Source organism: Bradyrhizobium sp. 154 (genome assembly GCF_023073875.1).
GTDB lineage: Bacteria > Pseudomonadota > Alphaproteobacteria > Rhizobiales > Xanthobacteraceae > Bradyrhizobium.
Window position 1 is genome coordinate 229,279 of sequence record NZ_JADPKG010000117.1, and the last position, 25,156, is coordinate 254,434.

19 protein-coding genes are annotated in these 25,156 nt (G+C 65.6%); 9 read left to right on the forward strand and 10 right to left on the reverse strand.

The window, feature by feature from the left end:
- Nucleotides 1–30: 30 nt before the first annotated feature.
- Nucleotides 31–1,452 (reverse strand): hypothetical protein, encoded by a 1,422-nt coding sequence (locus IVA92_RS32025; protein WP_247278713.1) that lies wholly within the window; start codon nucleotides 1,450–1,452, stop codon nucleotides 31–33.
- 75 nt (nucleotides 1,453–1,527) lie between these two features.
- Here IVA92_RS32025 and IVA92_RS32030 point away from each other — a divergent pair, with 75 nt between their 5' ends.
- Nucleotides 1,528–2,724 carry a major facilitator superfamily domain-containing protein 6 gene (locus IVA92_RS32030; RefSeq protein WP_247278712.1) on the forward strand — a complete coding sequence of 399 codons (1,197 nt, stop codon included), beginning with the start codon at nucleotides 1,528–1,530 and terminating at the stop codon, nucleotides 2,722–2,724.
- Here the strand turns inward: IVA92_RS32030 and dgcA are convergent.
- On the reverse strand, nucleotides 2,694–3,689 hold the full coding sequence (dgcA, locus tag IVA92_RS32035; protein ID WP_247278711.1) for an N-acetyl-D-Glu racemase DgcA: 996 nt from the start codon (nucleotides 3,687–3,689) through the stop codon (nucleotides 2,694–2,696). The genes IVA92_RS32030 and dgcA overlap by 31 nt on opposite strands.
- A gap of 134 nt (nucleotides 3,690–3,823) precedes the next feature.
- On the opposite strand from dgcA, the gene IVA92_RS32040 reads away from it, so the two are divergent.
- The 3 genes from IVA92_RS32040 to IVA92_RS32050 are packed head-to-tail and all read left to right on the forward strand — an operon-like array spanning nucleotide 3,824 to nucleotide 6,616.
- The gene (locus IVA92_RS32040; protein ID WP_247278710.1) at nucleotides 3,824–4,957 is read left to right on the forward strand and encodes an ABC transporter permease; all 1,134 of its coding nucleotides are present in this window, start codon (nucleotides 3,824–3,826) and stop codon (nucleotides 4,955–4,957) included.
- A gap of 2 nt (nucleotides 4,958–4,959) precedes the next feature.
- Nucleotides 4,960–5,730 carry an ABC transporter ATP-binding protein gene (locus IVA92_RS32045; protein ID WP_247278709.1) on the forward strand — a complete coding sequence of 257 codons (771 nt, stop codon included), beginning with the start codon at nucleotides 4,960–4,962 and terminating at the stop codon, nucleotides 5,728–5,730.
- Nucleotides 5,731–5,746: 16 nt separating this feature from the next.
- Nucleotides 5,747–6,616: an MlaD family protein gene (locus tag IVA92_RS32050; protein ID WP_247278708.1), complete on the forward strand. Its 870-nt coding sequence runs from the start codon at nucleotides 5,747–5,749 to the stop codon at nucleotides 6,614–6,616.
- A gap of 272 nt (nucleotides 6,617–6,888) precedes the next feature.
- On the opposite strand, the gene IVA92_RS32055 is transcribed toward IVA92_RS32050, so the two are convergent.
- The gene (locus tag IVA92_RS32055) at nucleotides 6,889–12,597 is read right to left on the reverse strand and encodes an apolipoprotein A1/A4/E family protein (RefSeq protein ID WP_247278707.1); all 5,709 of its coding nucleotides are present in this window, start codon (nucleotides 12,595–12,597) and stop codon (nucleotides 6,889–6,891) included.
- Between the two features lie 398 nt (nucleotides 12,598–12,995).
- On the opposite strand from IVA92_RS32055, the gene IVA92_RS32060 reads away from it, so the two are divergent.
- Together IVA92_RS32060 and IVA92_RS32065 are read left to right on the forward strand one after the other, a co-directional pair.
- A complete protein-coding gene (locus IVA92_RS32060; RefSeq protein WP_247278706.1) occupies nucleotides 12,996–13,370 on the forward strand; it encodes an Hpt domain-containing protein in 375 nt (124 codons plus the stop codon).
- 169 nt (nucleotides 13,371–13,539) lie between these two features.
- Nucleotides 13,540–13,860, forward strand: a complete 321-nt coding sequence (locus IVA92_RS32065; RefSeq protein WP_247278705.1) for a 2Fe-2S iron-sulfur cluster-binding protein — start codon at nucleotides 13,540–13,542, stop codon at nucleotides 13,858–13,860.
- Nucleotides 13,861–13,877: 17 nt separating this feature from the next.
- On the opposite strand, the gene IVA92_RS32070 is transcribed toward IVA92_RS32065, so the two are convergent.
- Complete coding sequence (locus IVA92_RS32070; protein ID WP_247278704.1) at nucleotides 13,878–14,345, reverse strand: thioesterase family protein; 468 nt, start codon at nucleotides 14,343–14,345, stop codon at nucleotides 13,878–13,880.
- Nucleotides 14,346–14,529: 184 nt separating this feature from the next.
- Here IVA92_RS32070 and IVA92_RS32075 point away from each other — a divergent pair, with 184 nt between their 5' ends.
- From IVA92_RS32075 to IVA92_RS32085, 3 genes are all read left to right on the forward strand, one after another.
- Nucleotides 14,530–15,558: an NAD(P)/FAD-dependent oxidoreductase gene (locus tag IVA92_RS32075; RefSeq protein ID WP_247278703.1), complete on the forward strand. Its 1,029-nt coding sequence runs from the start codon at nucleotides 14,530–14,532 to the stop codon at nucleotides 15,556–15,558.
- A gap of 118 nt (nucleotides 15,559–15,676) precedes the next feature.
- The gene (locus tag IVA92_RS32080) at nucleotides 15,677–16,273 is read left to right on the forward strand and encodes a DUF2147 domain-containing protein (RefSeq protein ID WP_247278702.1); all 597 of its coding nucleotides are present in this window, start codon (nucleotides 15,677–15,679) and stop codon (nucleotides 16,271–16,273) included.
- A 292-nt stretch (nucleotides 16,274–16,565) separates the two neighbouring features.
- A complete protein-coding gene (locus tag IVA92_RS32085; RefSeq protein ID WP_247278701.1) occupies nucleotides 16,566–16,922 on the forward strand; it encodes a hypothetical protein in 357 nt (118 codons plus the stop codon).
- A gap of 90 nt (nucleotides 16,923–17,012) precedes the next feature.
- Here IVA92_RS32085 and garD read toward each other — a convergent pair whose 3' ends face one another.
- The 6 genes from garD to IVA92_RS32115 form a co-directional block, all read right to left on the reverse strand.
- On the reverse strand, nucleotides 17,013–18,554 hold the full coding sequence (gene garD, locus IVA92_RS32090) for a galactarate dehydratase (RefSeq protein ID WP_247278700.1): 1,542 nt from the start codon (nucleotides 18,552–18,554) through the stop codon (nucleotides 17,013–17,015).
- A gap of 93 nt (nucleotides 18,555–18,647) precedes the next feature.
- Nucleotides 18,648–20,096 carry an aldehyde dehydrogenase family protein gene (locus IVA92_RS32095; protein WP_247278699.1) on the reverse strand — a complete coding sequence of 483 codons (1,449 nt, stop codon included), beginning with the start codon at nucleotides 20,094–20,096 and terminating at the stop codon, nucleotides 18,648–18,650.
- A 78-nt stretch (nucleotides 20,097–20,174) separates the two neighbouring features.
- Nucleotides 20,175–21,518: a glucarate dehydratase gene (gene gudD, locus IVA92_RS32100; RefSeq protein WP_247278698.1), complete on the reverse strand. Its 1,344-nt coding sequence runs from the start codon at nucleotides 21,516–21,518 to the stop codon at nucleotides 20,175–20,177.
- 26 nt (nucleotides 21,519–21,544) lie between these two features.
- A complete protein-coding gene (gene kdgD, locus IVA92_RS32105) occupies nucleotides 21,545–22,489 on the reverse strand; it encodes a 5-dehydro-4-deoxyglucarate dehydratase (RefSeq protein ID WP_247278697.1) in 945 nt (314 codons plus the stop codon).
- 123 nt (nucleotides 22,490–22,612) lie between these two features.
- A complete protein-coding gene (locus IVA92_RS32110) occupies nucleotides 22,613–23,518 on the reverse strand; it encodes a LysR substrate-binding domain-containing protein (protein WP_247278696.1) in 906 nt (301 codons plus the stop codon).
- A gap of 126 nt (nucleotides 23,519–23,644) precedes the next feature.
- Nucleotides 23,645–24,997 carry an MFS transporter gene (locus IVA92_RS32115; RefSeq protein ID WP_247278695.1) on the reverse strand — a complete coding sequence of 451 codons (1,353 nt, stop codon included), beginning with the start codon at nucleotides 24,995–24,997 and terminating at the stop codon, nucleotides 23,645–23,647.
- Nucleotides 24,998–25,156 lie beyond the last annotated feature (159 nt).

The following is a 25,156-nucleotide window of genomic DNA, read 5'->3' on the forward strand; positions in this document are numbered from 1 at the left end:
TTTCCGGGACACGGAGGGGGGTGCTGAGGTTTACGAGAAGAACGCGATCTTCTCGGCCTGGGTCATGCGGCGGATGGGCGCGAGCGGGTCGTTCGCCGGCGCGCGGGGCTTCTGCAAGATGCCGCTGGCGAGGATGGTGGCGCCGAGCGAGGGCTCCGGCAAGGACGCGGAGAGGGGCGAGGGCATCGGCAGCGGCGCGGTTGGCGCTGCGGCGAATGTTGCCGTGGCCGCCATGGCCGGGGCCTGCTGCTCCATCACTTCGGCAGCAGCTTCCGCGATGGCGTCGGTGAGGCGCGCGAGCGAGTCCATCGCGATCGGCGCGTCTGCGGGCTCTTCATCGACTGCTGCGACGACCGGCTCTGGCGCGATCGGCTCCGGCAAGTCCGCCGCAACGGGAGCTGCGACCTCCGCAGCTGCCGGCTCCGGAGCGACCGCTTCATTCTCCACCGGCTCGATGATCTCGTCGAAGTCAGAGTCGGGCGCCGCCATCTCCAGCGCGATGGCGTCGAGGATGGCTTCGTCCTCGGCTTCCGCGGCGGCATCGAGCGCGAACGCGTCGGTCGCTTCCGTCAAGGCGGCCGGTTCAGTGGCCGGCTCTTCAAACGAGGCGCCTTCAAGCTCGGCATCATCAGGCACGACATTGTCGAGCGCAGCGCTTTCGGGAGCGATCTGGCTTTCGGCGACGATCTCCGGCGCGACTGCGGCGTCCATGGCCCGCTCGGCAACGGCAGACGTCTCAGTGACGCCAGGTGCTTCGACCTCAGGAATGGCTGCGATGTCCTGCGGCGCCTCCGTAGAAGCCACGGGGGCTTCGCTGGCCATCGCGCCAGGTGCGACCTCGGCAGGCGGCACGTCAGCAGACGACGGCGCCTCCTGCGTCGGAGCCGGCTCGTAAGGCGCCGCTTGCGGCGTTGCGCCGCCGTCGAGCTGCTCGACCCGATCCCTCAGCAGATCGAAGGCAGCCTTGAGCTCGACGCGGGTGTCGATGGTCGAAATCTGTCCGCAGGCCGCCTCGATCGAGGCGAGCTGCGAATCAATGAGGTCGCAGATTCGCCCGTCCGCGCCGATCTCGCGCCAGCGCCAGGAGATCTCCTTGATGATACGCACCCCGCGCGGGATCGGCGCGAGGCTCGCCTCGATCGCGGCGGGATCGAACGCTGCGATCGCAATCGTCTCGGCCTCGCGGATGGCGCGGCGGATCTCGACCAGCGCCTCGGGCAGGCGGTCCTCGACGACGGGTTGTCGCTGTGCCGCAAGGGTTTCTTCGATCTTCGCAACCGCATCGAGCACCATGCGGGTGTCGGCATTGCGGTTGCGCTTGGCATATTCGCCGAGGAACCAACGGCCGCGCGCGGTCTCCATGAAGGCTTCGCGGATCGCGTCGTAATCCTGCTCGTTCGGCTCGGCCGCGCGGGCAGACATGGGCGAAAGGGCGAATGCTTCGTTGGCCATGACAATCTCGTCGCGCAAATCACCGCGCGTTACTGTAACGATCACCACGATATCGACCGAATCGCAATTGGTTTGATGGCAGGCGAATCACAAATCCCCATCGCGGAAGCCAAGAAGCGGCGATTCGCCGTGAGCCTCGCCCTGTTCTATTCGGCCGTCTTCGCGGTCTCGGGCACGCATCTGCCGTTCTTCCCGGTGTGGCTGAAGGCGATCGGCGTCGACGCGGCCTGGATCGGCCTTATCAACGCGCTGCCGGCGATCACGCGCTTCACCACGCTGCCGCAAGTGACCGCCTTTGCCGAAAAGCGGCAGGCTATTCGCGCCGCCATGATGGTGTCGGTGCTGGCGACGGCGATCGGCTTTACCGCGGTCGGCTTGCAGCAGCAGCCGCTGGCGCTGTTCCTGATCTATGCGCTGACCTGCATGATGTGGACGCCGACGATGCCGCTGACCGATGCCTACGCGCTGCGCGGTGTCGCGCGTTACGGGCTCGATTACGGGCCGTTGCGGCTGTGGGGCTCGGCGGCGTTCGCCGCAGGCTCGCTCGCCTGCGGCTATCTGGTCGACAGCATCGCGCCGCGTGATCTGATCTGGGTCATCGTGGCATGGGCCGTCGTTGCGGTTCTCGCCAGCCTGCTGCTTCAGCCGCTCGACGAGGTCAGGCGCAGGACCGCCGAGACGCATGCCGGCAAGGCCATGCTGCGCGATGGCGGCTTTTGGGCGATCATCGCCTCGGCGGCGCTGATCCAGGGCAGCCACGTCGCCTATTACACGTTCTCGGCCATCAATTGGCAGCTCCAGGGTCTCGGCGGGCTGACGATCGCGGCCCTGTGGACGCTGGGTGTGATCGCGGAGATCGTCGTGTTCGCCCTTTCGCCGCGCTTCTCGCTGCATCCGTCCACGATGATGGCGATCGGGGGGCTCAGCGCCGTGGTGCGCTGGATCGTCACCGCCAACCAGCCGCCGCTGGTGCTGCTCGCGATCGTGCAACTCGGCCATGGTCTCACCTTCGGCATGACGATCGTCGGCACCATGAATCTCCTGGTACAGCGCGTGCCGCCGCACCAGATCGCGCGGGGACAGGGCTACTACGCCGCATGCAACGGTCTATTGGGCGCAACGACCTCGATCGCGTCAGGCGCGATCTACGCCCGCATCGGCGACGGCCTGTATTACGTCATGGCCGCGATGGCCGCTGCCGGTGCGCTGGTGATCTGGTCGGCGCGGCACCGGCTCAAGCCTCATCCCCAGAGCGAAGCGTCTGGCGGGTAGACCAGGCTGTCGTCATAACGCAGGCCGTGATCGCGATCGCGCGCCAGCAGCAGCGGGCCGTCGAGATCGACGAAGCGCGCCTGCGGCGTTACCAGCATCGCAGGCGCCATCGACAGCGAGGTCGCGACCATGCAGCCGATCATGATCTCGAAGCCGAGCGACTGCGCAGCATCGGCCATGGCCAGTGCCTCGGTGAGGCCGCCGGTCTTGTCGAGCTTGATGTTCACGGCGTCGTAGCGCGCACGCAGGGGCTCAAGCGACGAGCGGTCGTGCACGCTCTCGTCGGCGCAGACCGCGAGCGGACGCTTGATCCGTGCCAGCGCCTCGTCCTTGCCAGCCGGCAGCGGCTGCTCCACGAGCGTGACGCCGACGTCGGCGCAGGCGGCAAGATTGTGCTCCAGATTGGCCTCGGTCCAGGCCTCGTTGGCGTCGACGATCAGCTCGGATTCGGGGGCGGCCTTGCGCACCGCCGCGATCCGCGCCGGATCGTCTTCGCCGCCCAGCTTGATCTTGAGCAGCGGCCGGTGTGCGGCCTTGGCGGTTGCCGCGGCCATGGTCTCCGGCGTGCCGAGGGAGATGGTGTAGGCGGTCGTCCGCTCGCCGGGCTCCGGGCGGCCGAGCAGGTTCCAGGCGCGCAGGCCGGCCGCCTTGGCCTCGAGGTCAATCAGGGCGCAATCCAGCGCATTACGAGCCGCTCCAGGCGGCATTGCCGCCTGGAGGGCCTGCCGCGTCAGCCCGCCCGCCACGGCCTGCTGCATGGCCTGAATGGCACCGAGCGTCGCCTCCGGGGTCTCGCCGTAGCGGGGGTAGGGCACGCACTCGCCGCGGCCGGTCAGCCCGTCCTGACTGACCTCCGCCACGACGGTCACGGCCTCGGTCTTGACGCCCCGGCTGATGGTAAAGCTGCCGGCAATCGGAAAGCGCTCGATTCGTGCCGCCAGGGGGACAAGTTTGCTGGAAGTCATTTTGAACTCTGGCGAAATCTGAACCTGCTGGTTACCTCTAGCAACTAATAGTGGCCAGTTGGGGATACCTTCTCTAGGTAAGGGCGCGTGCGCAACCTTCTGTTTTCCTCCGTCCCGGCAGGGGAGCGGACATCTTGAGCGGCGATCCGAAGCTGGAACGGGTTGCCAGAGGCAATGCGCTGGCACTCTGCGCCACCGGGACCTGGACCGCGAGCTTCGCGCCGGTCCTGGAGCGGATGGTGGCCGATGCCGAGAAGCTCGCCGGCAGCCCCCAAAGCATTTTCATCGACGTCTCCGAAGTCGCCAAGCTCGACACGTTCGGCGCCTGGCTGATCGAGCGGCTGCGCCGCAGCCTGACGAAAGGACCTGTCGAGGCCCAGATTGCGGGACTCTCCACCAATTATTCGAGCCTGGTGGACGAGGTGCGGCGGGTCAGGGCGACTCCAGTGGTCGACGGCAGCACGATCACCATCATCGGCATGCTGGAGCAGATCGGCCGGGCGGTCGCCGGCGTCGCCGGTACGATGGCGGGCCTCGTCGATATGCTCGGCGCGGTGCTCGCGGCGGGCTTTCGCGTCCTGATCCACCCGCGCTCGTTCCGCCTGACCTCGACCGTGCACCACATGGAGCAGGTTTGCTGGCGCGCGGTGCCGATCATCGTGCTGATCACATTCCTGATCGGCTGCATCATCGCCCAACAAGGCATCTTCCATTTCCGAAGGTTCGGCGCCGATATCTTCGTCGTCGACATGCTCGGCGTGCTGGTGTTGCGCGAGATCGGCGTGCTGCTGGTCGCGATCATGGTCGCCGGCCGCTCGGGCAGCGCCTACACTGCCGAGCTCGGCTCGATGAAGATGCGCGAGGAGATCGACGCGCTGCGCACCATGGGGTTCGACCCGATCGAAGTGCTGGTGCTGCCGCGCATGATGGCGCTCGTGATTGCGCTGCCGATCCTCGCTTTCCTCGGCGCGATGGCCGCGCTCTATGGCGGCGGGCTTGTCGCCTGGCTTTATGGCGGTGTCCAGCCGGAGGCCTTCTTGTTGCGGCTGCGCGACGCCATCTCGATCGATCATTTCATCGTCGGTATCGTCAAGGCACCGGTGATGGCCGCGGTGATCGGCATCGTCGCCTGCGTGGAAGGGCTCGCGGTGCAGGGCAGCGCGGAATCGCTCGGACAGCACACGACCGCGTCGGTGGTGAAGGGCATCTTCTTCGTCATCGTCATGGACGGCATCTTCGCCATCTTCTTCGCCTCGATCGGGATGTGACGATGGCAGGCGAAATTCAAGATCCCATTATCCGCGTCCGCGACGTCACCGTGCAGTTCGGCGCAACGCGCGTGCTCGACGGCCTCAACCTCGACGTCAAGCGCGGCGAGATCCTGGGCTTCGTCGGTCCCTCGGGCGCCGGCAAATCGGTGCTGACGCGCACCATCATCGGCCTCGTGCCGAAGGTCGCAGGCTCGATCGAGGTGTTCGGCGTCGACCTCGATTCCTCCAGCACGTCGCAGCGGCGAAATGTCGAGCGGCGCTGGGGCGTGCTGTTTCAGCAGGGCGCACTGTTCTCCTCGCTCACGGTGCGGCAAAACATCCAGTTTCCGATGCGCGAATACTTACGCGTGTCGCAGCGGCTGATGGACGAGATCACGATGGCCAAGCTGACCATGGTCGGTCTCAAGCCGGAAGTTGCCGAGCGCTTCCCGTCCGAGCTCTCCGGCGGCATGATCAAGCGCGTGGCGCTCGCCCGTGCACTGTCGCTGGATCCGGATCTCGTCTTTCTGGACGAGCCGACCTCGGGCCTCGATCCGATCGGCGCCGGCGACTTCGACGAGCTGGTCAGGACGCTCCAGCGCACTTTGGGGCTGACCGTTTTCATGGTAACGCACGACCTCGATAGCCTTTACACAGCATGTGACCGCATCGCAGTTTTAGGGAACGGTAAGATCATTGCAGCAGGGTCGATCGCCGACATGCAGGCCTCGCAGCATCCCTGGCTGAGACAATATTTCCATGGCAAGCGCGCCCGCGCGGTGATGGGCTGAGGTGCCGGAGTAGCTGATGGAAACGCGCGCAAATTACGTGCTGATCGGGTCGTTCACGCTGGCGGTGATCGCCGCTGCGATCGGCTTCGTGCTGTGGTTTCAGTCGCTGCACACCACCAAGCAGCGCAGCCCCCTGCGCGTCGTGTTCGAGGGCCCCGCGGCGGGGTTGCGCAACGGCGGCAGCGTCAATTTCAACGGAATTCGGGTGGGTGAGGTGGTCTCGGTGAAGCTGGACAACCCGCGGCGGGTCGTCGCACTCGCCATGATCGAGAACAACGCTCCGATCCGCAAGGACACGCTGGTCGGGCTCGAATTCCAGGGCCTCACCGGCGTCGCCGCAATCTCGCTCAAGGGCGGCGACGAGGCCGCGGCCCCGCCGCCGCTCGACCAGGACGGCATCCCGACGCTGACGGCGGATCCCAACAAGCTCCAGGACGTCACCGAGGCGATCCGCGGCACGCTCCAGAACATCAACAAGATCGTCGCCGAGAATCAGGAATCGGTGAAGAACTCGCTGAAGAATTTGGAAACCTTCACCAACTCGCTCGCCCGCAACTCCGAGAAGATCGATGGCGTGATGGCCAAGGTCGACGGCGTGATGCTCAAGGCCGACAATCTCATGCTCGGCCTCAACACGCTGGCCGGCGGCAAGGACGGCGGCGAGCTGTTCCAGGCGGTGAAGTCGATCCGCGAACTGGCCGAGGATTTCGACAAGCGCTCCGGCGCGCTGATGAGCGATGGCCGCCGCACTCTCGGCGACATCAGCCGCGCCGTGAACAACTTCGACCGCAACCCGACCCGCGTCCTGTTCGGCGCCAGCAACTCATCGCAACCCGGCCCGCCGCCCGAGCCGCCAAAGCCGACGGCGAGCGAGCGCAGACGATAGTTGGCGAGGCGTTCGCGTGTCGCTCACCATCGTATTGTGAGCGCCAGGTCTCGTGTCCCGGACGCGCTGCAACGACCTTAGCGTTGCTGCGCAGAGCCAGGACCCAGAAGGCAACACGGTGTGATGTGCGACATTGGCCCCGGCTCTGCAGCGCGCCGCCGAAGAGGCGCTACGCTGCGTCCGGGGCACGACAGCGAGGATGCCGCCCAAAACCAAAACGGAGGCCGTGAGGCCTCCGTTTTCATCCGCTAATCGGTGACGCTACGAGCCGCTCACCCGAGCCGTCCCGCCGCGTGGGCCAGCAGCGTGTAGACCAGCCCCGTCTCCGAGGTCAGGTGGCTGCGCAGCTCCTGCGGGCCGCGGCCGTCGCGGGCGACTTCGTCGAGCAGGCGCTCGAACTCCGCGATGTAGCGGTCGACCGTGCCCTTGAAGTTGCGGTCGGCGCGATACTTGCGGGCGACCTCGTCGAAGGCCTTCTGGCCGGCGGGCGTGTAGAGGCGCTTGGTGAAGGCCTTGTTCTCGCCGCGCTGGTAGCGGTCCCACATCTCGGCGGCGAGGTTGCGGTCCATCAGCCGGCCGATGTCGAGCGACAACGATTCCAGCGGATTGCCACCACCTTGCAGCGCCTGCGGCTGCGGAGCGGGTGCCGCGCGGCCGCGGGGAGCCTCACGGCCGGCCGAGGCGGCAGGACCCGTGTCGGCGCGGTTGAGCAGGTCCGACAGCCAGCCGTCGCGGCCCTGGTCATTGCCGGCAGGCGCGACCGACGGCGCTTCGGTGCGGCGCGCAGCCGGCATGCCGAGATCCGGCGGCGGCAGCGTCGAGGCGCTGCCGGTGTCGCGCATGCGGGTCTCGGTGGCGCGGCCTGCGACTGCGGCCAGCACCGCCGGCTCTTCCTGGCGCTGCACGCTGCCGCGGCTCGTCGTGGTGACGTCGAGGCCGCGGCCATGCTGGGCTACGATGCGGTTGAGCTCGGCGAGCGCCTCGATCTGGTCGACGATCACCTTGCGCATTTGCGCGGTGCTTTCGGCGGCCTCCTGCGGCATCTCGAGTACGCCGCGGCGCAGCTCGTTACGGGTGGATTCGAGCTCGTTGTGCATCTCGAGCGCCATCTGCTTCATGCTTGCGACCAGATTGCTGAAGCGCTCGGTCGACTGCTTGAACATCGCATCCGCCTCGTCGGTGGTCTGGCGGTAGATGTCGTGCATGGCTTCGATGGTCTGGCGGTGCTCCTCTTCGGACGCCGCGCGCACCGCCTCGAACTGGCGGGTGATTGCGGCAGAGCCTGCGCCGGCGGTCTCGGCGACGACGCGGGCGATGTCGCGGGCACGCTCTTCGGCTGCGGCCAGCGATTCATCGAGCAGGCCGGTGAAGCGCGACAGGCGCTGGTCGAGATCGGCCGTACGCAGGTCGATTGTGGTGACGAGCGATTCCAGCGCCTGCTTGCGCTCGGCGAGCGAGGCGGTGGTGTTCTTGTTACTCTGCTCGACGACCTGCGCGGCCTCGACAAGCGCCTTGCCATGCTTGTCGAATTGGGTCGACAGCTCGCCGAGGTCCTGGAGCGCCTTCGTGGTCTTGCTGTTGAAGACGTTGAGCTGGTCTTCCAGGTTCTGCGTCGCGGCGCCGTTGCGCGAGGTGACGTCGTTCATCGCCGAGACGAAGTCGGCGACGCGCGTCACCAGCGCCCGCTCGAGCGAGTTGAGGTTGTCGTGCGCACCGGTCAGCACCTCCTGAAGCAGGATGTTGCCTTCGCGCAGCCGCTCGAACAGCGCCACCGTGTCGGTGCGTAGGATCTTGCTGGTCTCCTGCATCTCGGTCACGGCCGCGATCGAGACCTGGCGCGACTGGTCGATCGCCGAGCGCGAGGCCTGCTCGAGGTCCTTGAGCGACTTGCCGACCGCGCCGGTGGCGATCTCGCTCGCCGTATTGATGGCGCGGGCGACTTCCGAGCCGTTGCCCATCATAGTCTGCGAGAAGGCCTGGCCGCGCGTCTCGATCGACTTCAGCGCGTCGGAGGTGACGCGATCAATGTCGAGCGTGAGCTGGTTGGTCTGGGAGCCGATCGCGTCGACCAGGGCGCCGCGCTTGGCGTCAATCATGTTCGACAGACGGTCGGCCTGCTGCTGCACATAGGTGACGATCTCGTCGGTCTTACCGGTCATGGCCTGGCCGAAGCTGCTGCTGGCGGCGAGCACCGAGCGCTCGACGTCGGCCGAACTCGACTTGACCCGCGAGCTGGCCTCGTTAGAGGCGGATATCAGCGCGTTCTGGGCGCTGAGCGCGCTGGTCTGGATGTCGTTGGTCGCGTTCGCGGCGGCTGCGCTCAGTGTACGCTCGATCTCGGTCGAGATTGTGCGGATCTGGCTCGCGGCATCCGCCGAGGTCGAGGTCAGCGAGGTCTGCGCCTCACGCGCGCTGTTGAGGATCGTCGAGGCGGTGTCGGCGCCGACCGCGGTCAGCGTGCGCTCGATATCCGTGGTCAGCGACTTGATCTGGCTCGCCGCGTCGGTCGAGGCGGAGATCAGCGTGCCCTGGGCCTCGCGGATACCGCTGGTGAGCGCTTCGATGGTGGCGCCGCCAGCGGTTGCCAGCGCGCGCTGCATCTCGGCCGCGAGCGAACGCACCTGGCTGGTCTGCTCGGCCGAGACCGTGAGCAGGGTGCTCTGGGCGTCGCGGGCGCTGGTGGTGATCGTCTCGGCGGTCGACTGGCCGACCTGCGAGAGCGAACGATGCACTTCGGCCGCGAGCGACTTGACCTGGCTCGCTGCATCCGAGGACGCCGTGACCAGCGTGCTCTGGGCCTCGCGGGCGCCGCTCATGATGGTCTCGGCGGTCGAAGTGCCCGCCATCGAGAGCGAGCGCTGCACATCGGAAGACAGCGCCTTGATCTGGTTGGCGGTCTCGGTCGAAGCCGCGATCAGCGCGCCCTGCGCATCGCGGGCGCCGGCGACGATCGACTCCGCTGTGGTGGTGCCGGCCAGCGACAGCGAACGCTGCACGTCGGCGGTGAGCGTCTTGACATGGTTGGCCGCATCCGAAGAGGCGGTGACGAGCGTGGTCTGCACCTCGCGGGCGCCGGCCAGGATCGAGGCCGCGGTCGCCGAGCCCGCTGCGGACAGCGTGCGTTCGACGTCGGCCGCGAGCCCCTTGATCTGGTTGGAGGCATCGCCCGATGCGGCGACCAGGGTCGACTGCGCCTCGCGGGCGCTGGTCAGGATCGAGTTCGCAGCACCGGTGCCGACGGCGGTCAGCGCGCGCTCGACCTCGGACGAGGTCATCTTGAGCTGGGCGTTGACGTCGGAGGAGACCGTCAGCAGCGACTGCTGAGCGGTGCGCGCGCCGGTCTGGATGGTCTCGCTGGTGTTGACGACGAGGTTGGTGAGCGAACGTTCGGCGTCCTCGACGTGCGAGCGGATCGCGGTCGAGATCATCTCGGCGCGGGACATCATGTCCTCGCTGGCCTGGCGTCCGCTGCTCTCGATGCGGCCGGCGACCGCCTCGACGCGCGAGCCGAGCAGGTCCTCGAACTGCGCCACGCGCACGTCGATGTCGCTCGCGACCGAGCCGACCTTGGTCTCGATGGCGTGGTGGATCTCCTGGAAGCGCGCCGTGACCGTGTCGGACAGATGCGCGGTGCGGCCGTCGATGACCTCGGTGACGCCGGTGATGCGGCGGTCGACGGCCTCGATCGCCTGCGCGGTGCCGTCCGTGAGGGTCGAGGTCAGCAGCGTGAGGCGCGTGTCGATCGACTGCACGGCTTGCGAGGCGCCGTTCGTCACCGCGGAGGTCAGGTAAGTGAGGCGGGAGTCGATGGATTCGAGCGCCTGCGACGCGCCGCCCGTCAGCGTCGTCGTGAGATGCGTTAGCCTCGTGTCGATCAACTGGATGGTCTGCGATGCGCCGTCGGTCAGAGAGGTGGTGAGGTGGTTAAGGCGCGCGTCAATGGTTTCGATGGCCTCCGATGCGCCGCCGGTCAGCGACGTCGTGAGGTAGGTGAGGCGGGTATCGATTGACTGGATCGCCTGCGCGGCGCCCTCGCTCAGCGACGTTGCCAGCGTATTGATGCGTCCGTCGATGGTTTCGGTCATGGACCTGGCGCGGGTGTCGAACGACTGTTCGAGCGCGGCGACGCGGCCGACGAGCTGCTGGTCGAAGGTCCTGATGTGGCCTTCGATCGTGCCGTCGAGGCTGGCGATCTTGCCGTCGAGCGAGGCGTCGAGGTTGCTGACGCGTTCCCCGACCGTGGTCTCGAATTGCACCAACCGCTGGTCGAGCACGGCCGTGATCTGGCCGCCGTTAGACGTGAAGCGGGTGTCGAAATTGTCGACATAGGTCTTCAACGTCTCGGCGATGTCCTGCGTGCGCTGGCCCATGCGCTCGACGATCTCGCCGCCGAAGGTCTTCACGGTGCGGTCGAACTCGGAGATGTGGCGCGTGATCAGCGCGCCGAGCGTGCCGGAATCGCGGGCGAACTTCTCGACCAGCTCGGTGCCCTGGTTCCTGACGAGCTCGTCGAAGGCGCTCATCTGGAGCGACAGCGAGTCGTGCGCGGTCTCGGTCTGGCTGACGACCTTGGCGACCAGGTTGTTGACGGTGGCGTCCAGCGCCTCGCTCGCCTTGTCGCCGCTCGTCATGATCTGGCCGGCGAGCCGGTTGCCGGCATCGTCGATCTTGGCGGAGATGTCGTTGGAACGCAGCTCAAGCTCGAGCAGCAGCGAGTCCGACGAATTCTTCAGGGAATCATGCACCAGCTCGGTGCGCTCGGAGATGCCGTCGACGATCGCGGCGGAGCGCTGCTCGAACTCGCCGGTGATGCGGTCGATGCGCTCGTTCAGCATCTCGTGGACGCGGTCGGCGAGATCGACGAACTCGTCGTGGACGTGGCCGGTCTTGAAGTTGAGGCTGGTGGTCAGCCGCTCGCTGGCGTCGAGCACGGCGCGCGTGGTCTCGTTGCTGGCCTCCTCGAGGCGATCGAGCAGGTCGCCGCCGCGCTCACCGAGCGCCAGGATCATGTTGTCGCCGGCATTGCTCAGCGCCTGGGTGATGTGGGCGCCGCGCTCTTCCAGCGCGCCGGTGATGGACTTGGCGACCTCGTCGACGCGCGAGGCGATCGCGTCCGAGATCAGCGCGATGTCGTGGCGCAGGTCGATCTGCACCCCGGAGATGGCGCTGCGGACCTGCTCGGCCTGGCCGACCAGGTTGTCGCGCTGATGCGCGATGTCCTGGAGCAGGGCGCGGATGCGCACCTCGTTGTCGGAATAGGCCCGCTCGAGCGCCGCGACCTCGTTGGCGACCAGCGTCTCGAGCTCGCCGGCGCGCGCGATGGCGCGCTCGATGCCGTCGCCCATCGCTGCGACCTCACGGCGGATGGCCTGGCCGACGGTGACCATGGAATCGGAGGCCGAGCCTTCCGGCTCGGAGAAGCGGATCGCGACCTGCGCCATCGCCTGCGCGATCATGCGCATTTCCTGGCCGCGCCAAACGAGGCTCGCCAGGAAGTAGAACAGCATGATGGGCGCGAAGAACATCGCGATCAGGCCGGCAACGACGAGCACGCCGCCGCTCTGGCCCATGGCGGCCTGGATCGAGGGCAGGAAGCCGAATGTCAGCGCGGCGCAGGCGGCGAGCCAGACGCCGGCGAAGATGGTGGCGAAGGTGTAGACGTTGCGGGTAGGGCGGCCCCTCTGAAGCGCCTGGAGCAACTGGCCGATGGTCTCACGGTCGTCATTGGCGGCGCGGCGGGAGGTGCGCGGCTCCTCGATCGGGTCGAACGCAGTTGCGCGTTCGTTGGCGGCGGGGCGCGACTCGAAGCTCGGCTCGTCGAAGACCGGAGGCGCGGGCGGCCCCACCGGAGGCACCGTCTCGTTGCGCATCGCGGCGTTGCGGCTGGTATCCGCAGCGGTGTCACTAATGTTAAGGGCTTCCTGGATCGCAGAAAGCGCAACTTCTGTGGGGTCTTTGGCCTTTTTCGGAGTGTTCGCCATGTTCAGTCCGAGCCCTCGTTACTTGTACGCGTCCCCCCGCGAGCCCTGCGCGATACGCAAGCCCACAGACCGGATCATGCCGCTTGCGCGGATCTCCGAGCCGTCCCCACCCGGACGGCTTGTCCGCCAATTTCTGCAACATCCTATTGGCAGAGCGTCGCGAATGAAATGGCTGCGATTAAGACAATGTTAATCATCGTTAACAGGATCGCGCCGTAACGCCTTAGCACTAAATGCAATTCTCCACCGAACTCGGCCGATTGCGGCAACTTCTCGTCAACAAATCGGCGAAATTGCGTAAAACGGCCCAAACATTTCGTTAACCATTTTCATGCTTGGGTGGGAGGAACCTGACCGCCGGACCGGCGGGACGATCGCGCGCTGCCGGGGCCTGGGTCATGACGCCTGAACTGCAACGGATGGACTGGATGCCCTCGCCCCCGCTTGCACCCATCGACAGTCCGCTCGACCTCGATCACCTTGCCCGCATGACGCTCGGCGATGCCGAGCTGGAACGGGAAGTGCTGGCGATGTTCGCCGAGCAGGCGGTCCGCCTGGTTGCAGCGATGACGGCGCTGCCGACCGAGGCGGGCGCACTGGCCCACAAGCTCAAAGGCTCGGCACGAGGGATCGGCGCCTTTGCCGTGGCCGATGCCGCAGGCAGCCTGGAGACCGCGATCCGCACCGGCCATGGTCGGCCCCACGCCCTTGCTGCCTTGAAAGAGGCGGTCACCGAGGCTCGCGCCGCCATCGAGGCGATGCTGAAGCCTTAAGGCGCGGACTGTCAGAACCGGGTTCTACTCTTTTGTTTTGACGCGTTTTCTTCCCGCGAAGCGGGATTCACCGCGCGCCGAAAACGCTATGGCGCCGGGCTGACCGACCCGTTATAGGACAGGCCGGGACCCCTCCTTCATTCCAAGCACCGCGGCAGCACGAGCACACATGGCCAAGATTCACTTTGTCGACCACAAGGGCGAAACCCGCACGGTGGAAATCGAGAACGGCGCAACCGTGATGGAAGCCGCCATCCGCAACAGCATTCCGGGCATCGAGGCCGAATGCGGCGGCGCTTGTGCCTGCGCGACCTGCCATGTCTATGTCGACGAAGCCTGGCGCGAGAAGGTCGGCAACCCGACGCCGATGGAAGAGGACATGCTCGACTTCGGCTTCGACGTGCGCCCGAACTCGCGCCTGTCCTGCCAGATCAAGGTCTCCGACGAACTCGACGGGCTCGTCGTCGCGACGCCGGAACGCCAGGCCTGATCCACTCGATTAGGTAACTATGTCCTCGCCGGCGCGACCTCGATGCCGCGCTTGTGCCAGGGTCTCAGCTTTGCGATCACTTCCGCTGTGAGCGGCGTCGGCCGCCGCGACGCTTCGTCGATCATCACGCCGACCGAATTCGCCGACGCGATGCACTTTCCTTGCGAGAATACGACCTGCTCGAAGGTCACCGACGTTCGTCCGAGCTTGACCACGCCGAGGCCGAGCTCGATGGTGTTCGGCCAGTGCAGCTCGGCGCGGAAATGGATGTCGAGCCGCACCATGATCCAGGCAAGACCCGGCGGCGTCAGCCCATATTCCGGGAGCTTCATCAGCGTGACACGGCCGGTCTCGAAATAGGTGGCGTAGACGGCGTTGTTGACGTGCTGGTTGGGATCGAGATCGCCGAAGCGCACGTTGTCGCTGAGGCGATATGGGTAGTCTTCCAGGCGCGGCGTCGTATCGAGGTGGCTTGGTGCGTTCACCGATTGATCTCCGTCATATCCTTGCTCGTTACAGCCCAGTTAGTTTGACCCGGCAAGTGGGTGCGGCTGCGGGGCGCTCCCGCTTTTATGCCTTCCCTGATCCATCCCCGTTGGCTAGACAGGCAGGGTCACCCTCGGCCTAAGGGACGCCGTCCAACCGGTAACGACCGATAAAAGAGACGACATGAGCGACGTGATCAAAACCGATGTGCTGATTATTGGCGCCGGCCCGTGCGGTCTGTTCGCCGCCTTCGAGCTTGGCCTTCTCGACATGAAGGCGCATTTCGTCGACATTCTCGACAAGGTCGGCGGCCAATGCGCCGAGCTCTATCCGGAAAAGCCGATTTACGACATTCCCGGCATTCCCCAGGTCTCGGGCCAGGGGCTGACCGAGGCGCTGATGCAACAGATCAAGCCGTTCCATCCGACCTTCCATCTCGGCGAGATGGTCGAGACGGTGGAGAAGATCGGCGATCCTGCATTCCGCTGCACCACCGATGCCGGCAAGGTGTTCGAATGCAAGGTGGTGGTGATCGCGGCCGGCGGCGGCTCGTTCCAGCCCAAGCGCCCGCCGGTCCCGGGGATCGAGGCCTATGAAGGCACTTCAGTGCACTACGCCGTGCGCAAGATGGAGACATTTCGTGACAAGAGCGTGCTGATCGTCGGCGGCGGCGATTCCGCGCTGGACTGGACACTCAATCTGCATCCACTTGCCAAGCGCATCACGCTGCTGCACCGGCGCGACGAGTTTCGCGCCGCGCCCCACAGCGTCGAGCAGATGCGCGCGCTGGTCGCAGGCGGCAAGATGGATCTGCGGCTCGGCCAAGTCACGGCGCTCTCCGGCATTGATGGCAAGCTCTCTGGTGCCACCATCAAGGGCAACGACAACACCATGACTGAAATTGCCTGCGACACCATGCTGCCCTTCTTCGGCCTGACCATGAAGCTCGGGCCGGTTGCGAACTGGGGCATCGCGCTGGAGAACAATCTAGTGCCGGTCGAGACATCCGCGTTCGAGACCAACGTGCCCGGCATCTTCGCAATCGGCGACATCAACACCTATCCCGGCAAGATCAAGCTGATCCTGTGCGGCTTCCACGAGGGGGCGCTGATGTCGCAAAAAGCCCATCGCTACGTCTATCCGGAGAAGCGGCTGGTGTTCCAGTACACGACCTCGTCCTCCAGTCTGCAAAAGAAGCTCGGCGTCAACTGAGCGGTTGGGGCCGGAAGGCCAAGTCCCATGTTCTGGTGCTGGAGCCGTTCGCGAAATCGCCGTACTCTGTGGCCATCCAGTCCTGGCTAGCAAGTGATTGGCATAGCAAGGTGATCTAATGCAGAATCTTCTTTCCAGCTCTCGGCTGCTCCCCTTCCTCGCGCTCGCGTTGTCGCTTCTTGCGGTGACACCGTCTGCGGCACAGACCGCCGAGCCTACGGCGGCGGGGCTCTGGCAGAAGATCGAAGACGGCAAGACGGTCGGATGGTTTCTCTTCATTGACCGCAACGGCGTCTTCGAAGGCGTGATCGCGAAGACCTTCCCGCGGCCCGGCGACGATCCGAACGAGGTCTGCTCCAAGTGCACGGACGACCGCAAGAACGCGCCGGTGCTCGGCATCTCCTTCGTCCGCAACATGAAGCGCGAAGGCTTGAAGTACGAAGGCGGCAATGTGCTCAATCCGCGCGACGGCCAGATTTGGAAGGCCAACATGAAGATCAGTCCAGACGGCCAGACCCTGACGCTGCGCGGCTATCTTGGCATCGCGCTGCTCGGCAAGGACGAGACCTGGACGCGGCTGCCGGATGCCAACATCGCGCAGATCGATCCTGCCATCGTGGCAAAATATCTCCCTGCGCAGGCCGCCGCCGCGAAGCCGGCGGCCCCTGCGGCGAAGAAGGGCGGCGCGATGGTGGCGCCGGCGCCCAAGCAGTAAGGGCGCTTCACGCTGGGTATCATCCCGGCTGCTTTCCCATTCACTGGCGTCATCGGCCCGCCACCGGGTCTCGCCTTCGGCGAGCCCGATGATGGTGCGCATCCGCCGCAACGCGTCGATCATTCCGCCCTCCGCCAGTAGTTCCCCGGAATGCGTGCTGGCGCTGGAATTGCATAGCCTCCGCAAAGCTGTTGGGGGGTGAGTCGCTGTCCTTCACGCCTTTCGCCGAGCCGCGAAAGGCGAACGGCAGGCGTTGTCCCTCGCGGCGATGATTTCGATCCGCGGAGACGACATGAGATCTGCAACATCGCGTGCGGCCCCGCTGCTGGGCCTTATGACGCTGCTGGCCACATCGGCGCTGGCGCGCGACGACGGGCGCTACGCCAACTCGCCGCTAAAACCCTGGTTCGAAAGCCTGCACAGCGAGTTCGGACAATGCTGCACCGACGCCGACGGCTACGTCATCGCCGACGTCGATTGGGAGTCCGATCGCGGCCGCTACCGCGTGCGCATCGACAACGAATGGGTCGTGGTGCCCGACGGCGCGGTGATCACCGTGCCGAACAAGATCGGCCGCACCATGGTGTGGAAACACTATATCGACGGCCATCCGCGCGTGCGCTGCTTCATGCCGGGCAGCATGACGTGAACGCGGTAAGTCCTCGATGGGTAGCGGCGGTGAAAGGAAGACGAAACGCTTCAGGGTTCGGTTTCAAGATCGTTTCGTCGATCGCTTTCTTCAGGTCACCGGCGCCGGATTGAACAGCGTGAGATCGTTGTGGATGCCCCAGCGGTCCGACCACGGTTTTGTCCGGCCGCTGGCGACGTCGAGGATCAGGCGCAACAGGTCCCAGCCGGTTTCCTCGATGGTTTTCTCGCCGGTGGCGATGCGGCCGGCATCGAAGTCGATCAGGTCCTTCCAGCGCCGCGCGAGTTCGCTGCGGGTTGCGACCTTGATGACGGGGGCGGCCGCAAGGCCGTAGGGCGTGCCGCGGCCGGTGGTGAACACCTGCAGCGTCATGCCGGAGGCGAGCTGGAGCGTGCCGCAGATGAAGTCGGAGGCAGGAGTTGCCGCGAACAGCATGCCTTTCTGAGTCGCCTTCTCGCCGGGCGAAAGCACGCCGGTGATGGCGGACGATCCGGACTTGACGATCGAGCCCAGCGACTTCTCGACGATGTTGGCAAGGCCGCCCTTCTTGTTGCCGGGCGTGGTGTTGGCGCTGCGATCGGCGCCGCCGCGGGCAAGATAAGAATCGTACCAGGCCATCTCGCGCACCAGCGCGCGGCCGACGTCCTCGTTGATGGCGCGTCGCGTGAGCAGCTGGATGGCGTCGCGCACCTCTGTGACTTCCGAGAACATCACGGTGGCACCGGCACGCACCAACAGGTCCGCGGCGAAGCCGACGGCGGGATTGGCGGTGACGCCGGAGAACGCGTCGCTGCCGCCGCATTGCAGGCCGATCACGAGGTCGGAGGCCGGGCAGGTCTCGCGCTTGCGCGTGTTGAGCACCTTCAGCCGCGCCTCGGCCTGGGTCATGATCGCATCGACGATCGCACCAAAGCCATCGAAGGCCTCGTCCTGCATGCGCACGATCGCATCGCTGACGCCTTCCGGCACCAGCCGCTCCGGCGCGAGCTTCTCGCAGCCAAGCCCGACGACCAGAATCTCGCCGCCGAAATTCGGATTGAGCGCGATGTTCTGCAGCGTGCGGATCGGCACCACCGCGTCGGGCGCGGTGATGGCGACGCCACAGCCATAGGCGTGGGTGAGGGGGACGACGTCATCGACGTTCGGGTACTTCGGCAACAGCTCGGCGCGGATGCGTTTCACCGCATATTCCATCGTGCCCTTGACGCATTGCACGGAGGAGGAGATGCCGAGGATGTTCTTGGTGCCCACCGAGCCGTCGGGATTGCGATAGCCCTCAAAGGTGAAACCTTCGAGCGGCGGCAGCGGCGCGGGCACGGCCGTCGAGATTTCGAGCTTGTCGAGGGCAGGGGCTTCCGGCATGCGAATGCGCGCCTCATCCACCCATTCGCCGGCCAGGATCGGCGACAGCGCGTAGCCGATCACCTCGCCGTAGCGGATGATCGGCGCGTCTCGCGCGATGTCGACCAGCGCCGTCTTGTGCCCCTGCGGCACGAAGGCGCGCAGCGTCAGCCCGCAGGCAAAGCGGGTGCCGGCGGGAAGCCCGAAATCATTGACGACGATCGCAACATTGTCGCGCTCGTTGAGCTTGATGTAGCGAGGTTGCTCTTTCGCTGCGACTGACTGGTCCATACGCTTTCCTGAAGAACGGGAGAAGCCGTGCTTTCGCTCACCTCTCCCAAAGGGAGAGGTGGGCACCTACGCTTGCGACGCGATCCCGGCCTATCAGCCAGGGAAGGTATAAGCCGTCTTCACCGTGGTGTAGAACTCGCGCGCGTACGAGCCCTGCTCGCGGGCGCCGTAGCTCGAGCCCTTCCGCCCCCCGAACGGCACGTGATAGTCGACGCCGGCGGTCGGCAGATTGACCATCACCATCCCGGACTCGCTGTTGCGCTTGTAGTGCGAGGCGTATTTCAGGCTGGTGGTGCAGATGCCGGAAGCCAGGCCGAACTCGGTGTCGTTGGAGATCGCCAGCGCCTCTTCGTAGTTCTTGGCGCGGATCACGGCGGCGACGGGTCCGAAGATTTCCTCGCGCGCGATGCGCATATTGTTGTTGGCTTCGGTGAACAGCGCCGGCTGGAGGTAGTGGCCCGGCGTCTCGCGCTTGAGCAGCTCGCCGCCCCACGCAAGCTTGGCGCCCTCGTCCTGGCCGATCTTGATGTAGCGCAGGTCCTGATCGAGCTGGCTCTGGTCGACGACGGGGCCGATATGCACGCCGGCCTTGAGCGCGTCGTCCACCGACAGGCCCTTCAGGCGCTCGGCCATCGCGGCGACGAAGCGGTCGTGGATGCCTTCGGTGACGATCAGACGGGAGGAAGCGGTGCAGCGCTGGCCGGTCGAGAAAAAGGCGCCGTTGACGGCGACCTCGACGGCGGTCTTGAGGTCGGCATCGTCGAGCACGACTAGCGGGTTCTTGCCGCCCATCTCGAGCTGGAACTTCTTCATCGGATTCGACAGCACGCAGGCCTGCGCGATCTTGCGGCCGGTCTGAACCGAACCGGTGAAGGAAATCGCGGCGACGTCCGGGTGTTCGAGCAGCGTCTGGCCGACCACGGAGCCGGAGCCAACGACAAGGTTGAACACGCCCGCGGGAATGCCGGAGCGGGTGATGATCTCGGACAGCGCGTGCGCCGAGCCCGGCACCAGCTCGGCCGGCTTGAACACCACCGTGTTGCCGTAGCAGAGCGCGGGCGCGATCTTCCAGGCGGGGATCGCTATCGGGAAATTCCAGGGCGTGATCATGCCGACGACGCCCATCGGCTCGCGGGTGAGCTCGACGTCGAGGCCGGGACGCACCGAGGCGCCCTTCTCGCCGATCAGGCGCAGCGCTTCGCCGGCGAAGAACGCAAAAATCTGGCCGGCGCGGGCGACTTCGCCGATGCCTTCCGGCAGCGTCTTGCCTTCCTCGCGCGCGAGCAGGCGGCCGAGCTCTTCCTTGCGGGCCAGGATTTCGAGAGAAATCTTGTTCAGCGCGTCATAGCGCTCCTGCGGCGTCGAACGCGCCCAGGCGGGGAAGGCGGCCTTGGCGGCGGCGATCGCCTTTTCGGTCTGCGCCTTGTCGGCCTTGGCATATTCGCCGACGAGGTCGTTGGTGTTGGAGGGGTTGATATTCCTGGTGACGCCGGAGCCGTCGACCCATTCGCCGCCGATGAAGTTCTTCAGGATCGCAGTCATGTATTCCTCCAAGTCATTAGGGGCATGATCCCTCTCGGAAAACCGGTACCCACTTTTCCGGAATCATGCCGGAGTTTCTTAGCGAACGAGGCAGGGACGCTTGTCGTCGAAGGTCCAGCCGGGGATCAGGTCCTGCATGGCAATAGCGTCATCCCGGGCGCCAAGTCCATGCTGCTTGTAGAGGTCATGCGCGGCGTCGATGGCGGCCCTGTCGATTTCGATACCCAGACCAGGTCTGTCCGGGACGGCAATCTTGCCGCCCTTGATCTGGAGCGGCTCCTTGGTGAGCGCCTGGCCGTCCTGCCAGATCCAGCGGGTGTCGATCGCGGTGACCTTGCCAGGTGCGGCGGCGCCGACATGGGTGAACATGGCGAGCGAAATGTCGAAATGGTTGTTGGAGTGCGAGCCCCAGGTCAGGCCATTGTCGCGGCAGGTCTGGGCGACGCGCACCGAGCCTTGCATGGTCCAGAAATGGGGATCGGCCAGCGGAATGTCCACCGCGCCGAGACGCAGCGCATGAGAAAGCTGCCGCCAATCGGTCGCGATCATGTTGGTCGCGGTCGGCAAGCCCGTGGCGCGGCGGAACTCGGCCATGATCTCGCGGCCGGAGAAGCCGGCCTCGGCGCCGCAGGGGTCCTCAGCGTAAGCGAGGATGCCGTGCATGTCCTTGCAAAGCCGGACAGCCTGATCGAGCGACCAGGCGCCGTTGGGATCGAGCGTGACGCGCGCGTTCGGGAAGCGTTTTGCGATGGCGGTGACGGCCTCGATCTCCTGCTCGCCGCGGAGCACGCCGCCCTTGAGCTTGAAATCGGCGAAGTCATAATGGTCGTGGGTGGCCTCCGCGAGCCGCACCACGCTCTCCGGCGTCATCGCCTCTTGGTGGCGGAGGTTGAACCATTCCGCCTTGCCGGTCTCGCCTTCCACATAGGGCAGGCGGGATTTGCGCCGGTCGCCGACGAAGAAGAGGTAGCCGAGCGTCTCGACGCTGTTGCGCTGCTGGCCCTCGCCGAGCAGCGCCGCGACGGACAGGCCCAGATGCTGGCCGAGCAAATCGAGCAGTGCGGATTCGATCGCTGTGACCGCGTGAATCATGACGCGCAGGTCGAACGTCTGCTTACCGCGACCGCCGGCATCGCGGTCGGCGAAAGTGGTGCGGACGTCGGCGAGGATGTTGTTCATGGCGCCGACGGTCTTGCCGATCACGAGATCGCGGGCGTCCTGGAGCGTTTGCCAGATCTTCTGCCCGCCGGGCACCTCACCGACGCCGGTATGACCGGAATTGTCGGTGAGGATGACGATATTGCGGGTGAAGAACGGCGCATGCGCGCCGCTCAAATTGAGGAGCATGCTGTCGCGGCCCGCGACCGGGATCACTTGCATCGATGTGACGACCGGTGCGCCAGAGATCTCCGTCTGGACCATCGCACGCTCCTCTCTATTGTCGTTCGCTATTCTGCTGCCTGTTGTGTCGATCGGATGGCGGGCAGATTCTTTACTAGCGCGGTCAGTTCCGCCACCTCCTGCTCGGTGAGATCGGTCAGCGGCGGACGGACCGGGCCGGAGTCGCGGCCGATCACCTTCATGCCGGCCTTGATGATCGAGACTGCATAGCCCTTCTTGCGGTTGCGGATCGCGATCAGCGGCAGGATGAAGTTCTTCAGGCCGGCGTGGATCGTCTCATGGTCGCGCTTGCGCACGGCGGCGTAGAAGTTGGTGGCGAATTCCGGCACGAAGTTGAACACGGCCGAGGAATAGGTCGTCACGCCCATGTCGAGATAGGGCAGCGCGAAGGTCTCCGCGGTCGGCAGGCCGCCGATATAGGTCAGGCGGTCGCCGAGCTTGGTATAGACGCGGGTCATCAGCTCGATGTCGCCAATGCCGTCCTTATAGCCGACGAGGTTCGGGCAGCGCTCCGCAAGGCGAGCCAGCGTGTCGGGCTGGAGAATGGCGTTGTCGCGGTTGTAGACGATGACGCCGATCTTCACGGCAGCGCAGACTGCCTCGACATGGGCGGCGAGACCCTCCTGCTCGGCATGCGTGAGATAGGGCGGCAGCAGCAACAGGCCGTCGGCGCCGGCCTTCTCGGCACCAAGGGCGATTTCGCGGGCGATTGCGGTGCCGTAGCCGGTGCCGGCGAGCACTGGCACGCGGCCTTTGGTCTCCTCGACGGCGATCTTGACGATTTGCGGAACCTCGGTCGGCGTCAGCGAGAAGAACTCACCGGTGCCGCCGGCGGCGAACAGGCCGGCGACGTCATAGCCGCACAGCCAGTCCATGTTAGCGCGATAGGTCGCCTCGTCGAAGGAGTAGTCAGCCCTGAACGGCGTGACGGGGAAGGACAGGAGGCCAGATCCGATCTTCTGGGCCATCTCCGGCGGGGTCATCTTGCTCATGGGCGCGGCTCCCTTCTTGCGTGTTGTGGAGGACGCAAGCCTGCGCGTCCATGGGCCGGTGTTTAGGAAACCGTTCGATGCGCGTCCAAGCCAAAGCCTATATCGACTGATGCAGATTGAGCATCAATCCTCTATCACCTCCGCGGAGGACAATTCACCGGCGATTTTGACGAGGGCCGAGAGCAACGGATTCTCGTCGTCGCGGCGCCAGACCATGAAGAGCTCGACCGGAAGGCGGGTGCGCAGCTTCAGCGGCCGCAGCCGCACGTCGGAGATCTTCAGGCTCGCCGCCGCCGCCGGCACGATGGCGAGGCCGAGCCCGGCGCGCACCATGGCGAGGATCGAGTGGATCTGGCTGAGATGCTGGACGTAGCGCGGCAGCACGTCGGCGCGCGTGAACAGCGCCACCAGCAAATCGTGGAAGTAGCGGCTCTCGTAAGGCGAATACATCACGAAGGGCTGGTCGTCGAAATCCTTGATGGTGACGCTGTCGGCGTTCGCCAGCGGATGCTTCTTCGGGATCGCGGCGAGCAGGGGCTCGGCAACGACGCGGCGGCTGGCAAGCTCGGGACGCGCGATCGGCGGCCTCAGCAGGCCGGCGTCGATCTGGCCCGAGGTCAGCGCCTCGAACTGGTCGCCGGACACCATCTCCTTCAGCGAGAAATCCACTTCAGGCAGCTTTGCACGGCAGGCGGCGACGAGCTCAGGCAGGAAGCCGTAGGCCGCGGCGGCCGTGAAGCCGATCTTCAGCGAGCCGGTCTTGCCGAGCGCGATGCGGCGGGCGACCTGCGAGGCGCTTTCCGCAAGCTTGAGAATGCGCCGCGCCTCCGGCAGGAAGCTGCGCCCCGCGGGCGTCAGGCGCACCGAGCGGCTGGTACGCTCCAGAAGCGGCGCATCGATGATGTGCTCGAGCACCTGGATCTGCCGCGACAAAGGCGGCTGGGTCATGTTCAGCCGCGCGGCGGCGCGGCCGAAATGCAATTCCTCCGCCACCGTGACGAAACAGCGGAGCTGGTTGAGGTCGAACATCGATACATGCCTTAGATGGATAAGGCGTTTCCCCGGCACTTCTAGCATCGATCACCCCCAAAACAAAGACGGCGGCTGATTAAGCCGCCGTTGAGTTGCCTGGTCCGCTCCGATTGCTCGGAGCTCTCAGGAGGAACGTTTGAGCACCACCCGCTCGATCTTGCCGACGATCACGAGGTAGGCGAACGCCGCCACCAGCGCGTTGAGACCAACGAACACCAGCGCGCCGTTGAACGAACCGGTTGCGGCCAGGATGTAGCCGATCACGATCGGGGTGGTGATCGAGGAGAGATTGCCGAACGTGTTGAACAGGCCGCCGGACACGCCGCCGGCTTCCTTCGGCGAGGTGTCGGAGACGACCGCCCAGCCGAGCGCGCCGATGCCCTTGCCGAAGAAGGCGAGCGCCATGAAGCCGACCACGAATGCCTGTCCGTCGACATAATTGCAGGCGATGATCGACATCGACAGCAGCATGCCGCCGACAATCGGGATCTTGCGCGCCAGGGTCAGCGAGCCCGTCTTGCGCAGGATGGCGTCGGAGATGATGCCGCCGAGCACGCCGCCGATGAAGCCGCACAGCGCCGGGAGCGTCGCGACGAAGCCGGCTTGCAGGATCGACAGCCCACGCTCCTTGACGAGGTAGACCGGAAACCAGGTCAGGAAGAAATAGGTCAACGTGTTGATGCAATACTGGCCGAGATAGACGCCGAGCATCATGCGGTTGGAGAGCAACTGGCGGATGTGGTCCCACCCGGAGCCGGATTGAGGCGCGCGCTCCTGCTTCAGATCGTCCTTGGGCGCGTCGAGATCAACGAGCGCGCCGCCCTCCTTGATGTAGTCGAACTCGGCATCGTTGATCGAAGGATGTTCCTTCGGGCCGTAGATGGTCTTGATCCAGACGAGGCCCATGACGATGCCGAGCGCGCCCATCACGAAGAACACGAAGCGCCAGCCGTAGGCGTGCGCGATCCAGCCCATCAGCGGCGCGAAGATCACGGTCGCGAAATACTGCCCCGAATTGAAGAACGCCGACGCGGTGCCGCGCTCGTTGCCCGGAAACCAGGCCGCGACGATGCGCGCATTGGCGGGGAAGGAGGGCGCTTCGGCGATGCCGACCAGGAAGCGTAACGCGAACAGCACGACGATCGCAGTGCCGGCGCTGAAGAAGCCGACCCAGCCCTGCATCATCGTGAAGATCGACCAAACGATGATGCTGAAGGCATAGACGAGGCGCGAGCCGTAGCGGTCGAGCAACCAGCCGCCCGGCACCTGCGCGATCACATAGGACCAGCCGAACGCCGAGAAGATGTAGCCCATCGCGACCGGATCGAGATGCAGCTCCTTGGAGAGTGCGGGGCCTGCGATCGACAGCGTTGCGCGGTCGGCATAATTGACGGTGGTGACCAGGAACAACATGGTCACGATGAACAGCCTGACGCGAGACCTCCTCACGTCCGCCGCGGACACCACTGCGCTCATCACGCGCCTCCTTAGAACTCGAACATTTCCTCAAGGCGACTCCTAGAGGCGCGCGCGGCAAAGTGTCCAAGTTCAAGGGAGTATCGATCGATGCCGTTTTTGGATTGATGGAACGGCAGATGAGGGGAACGATGCGAGGAGATTAGAGCCGTGAGCCCC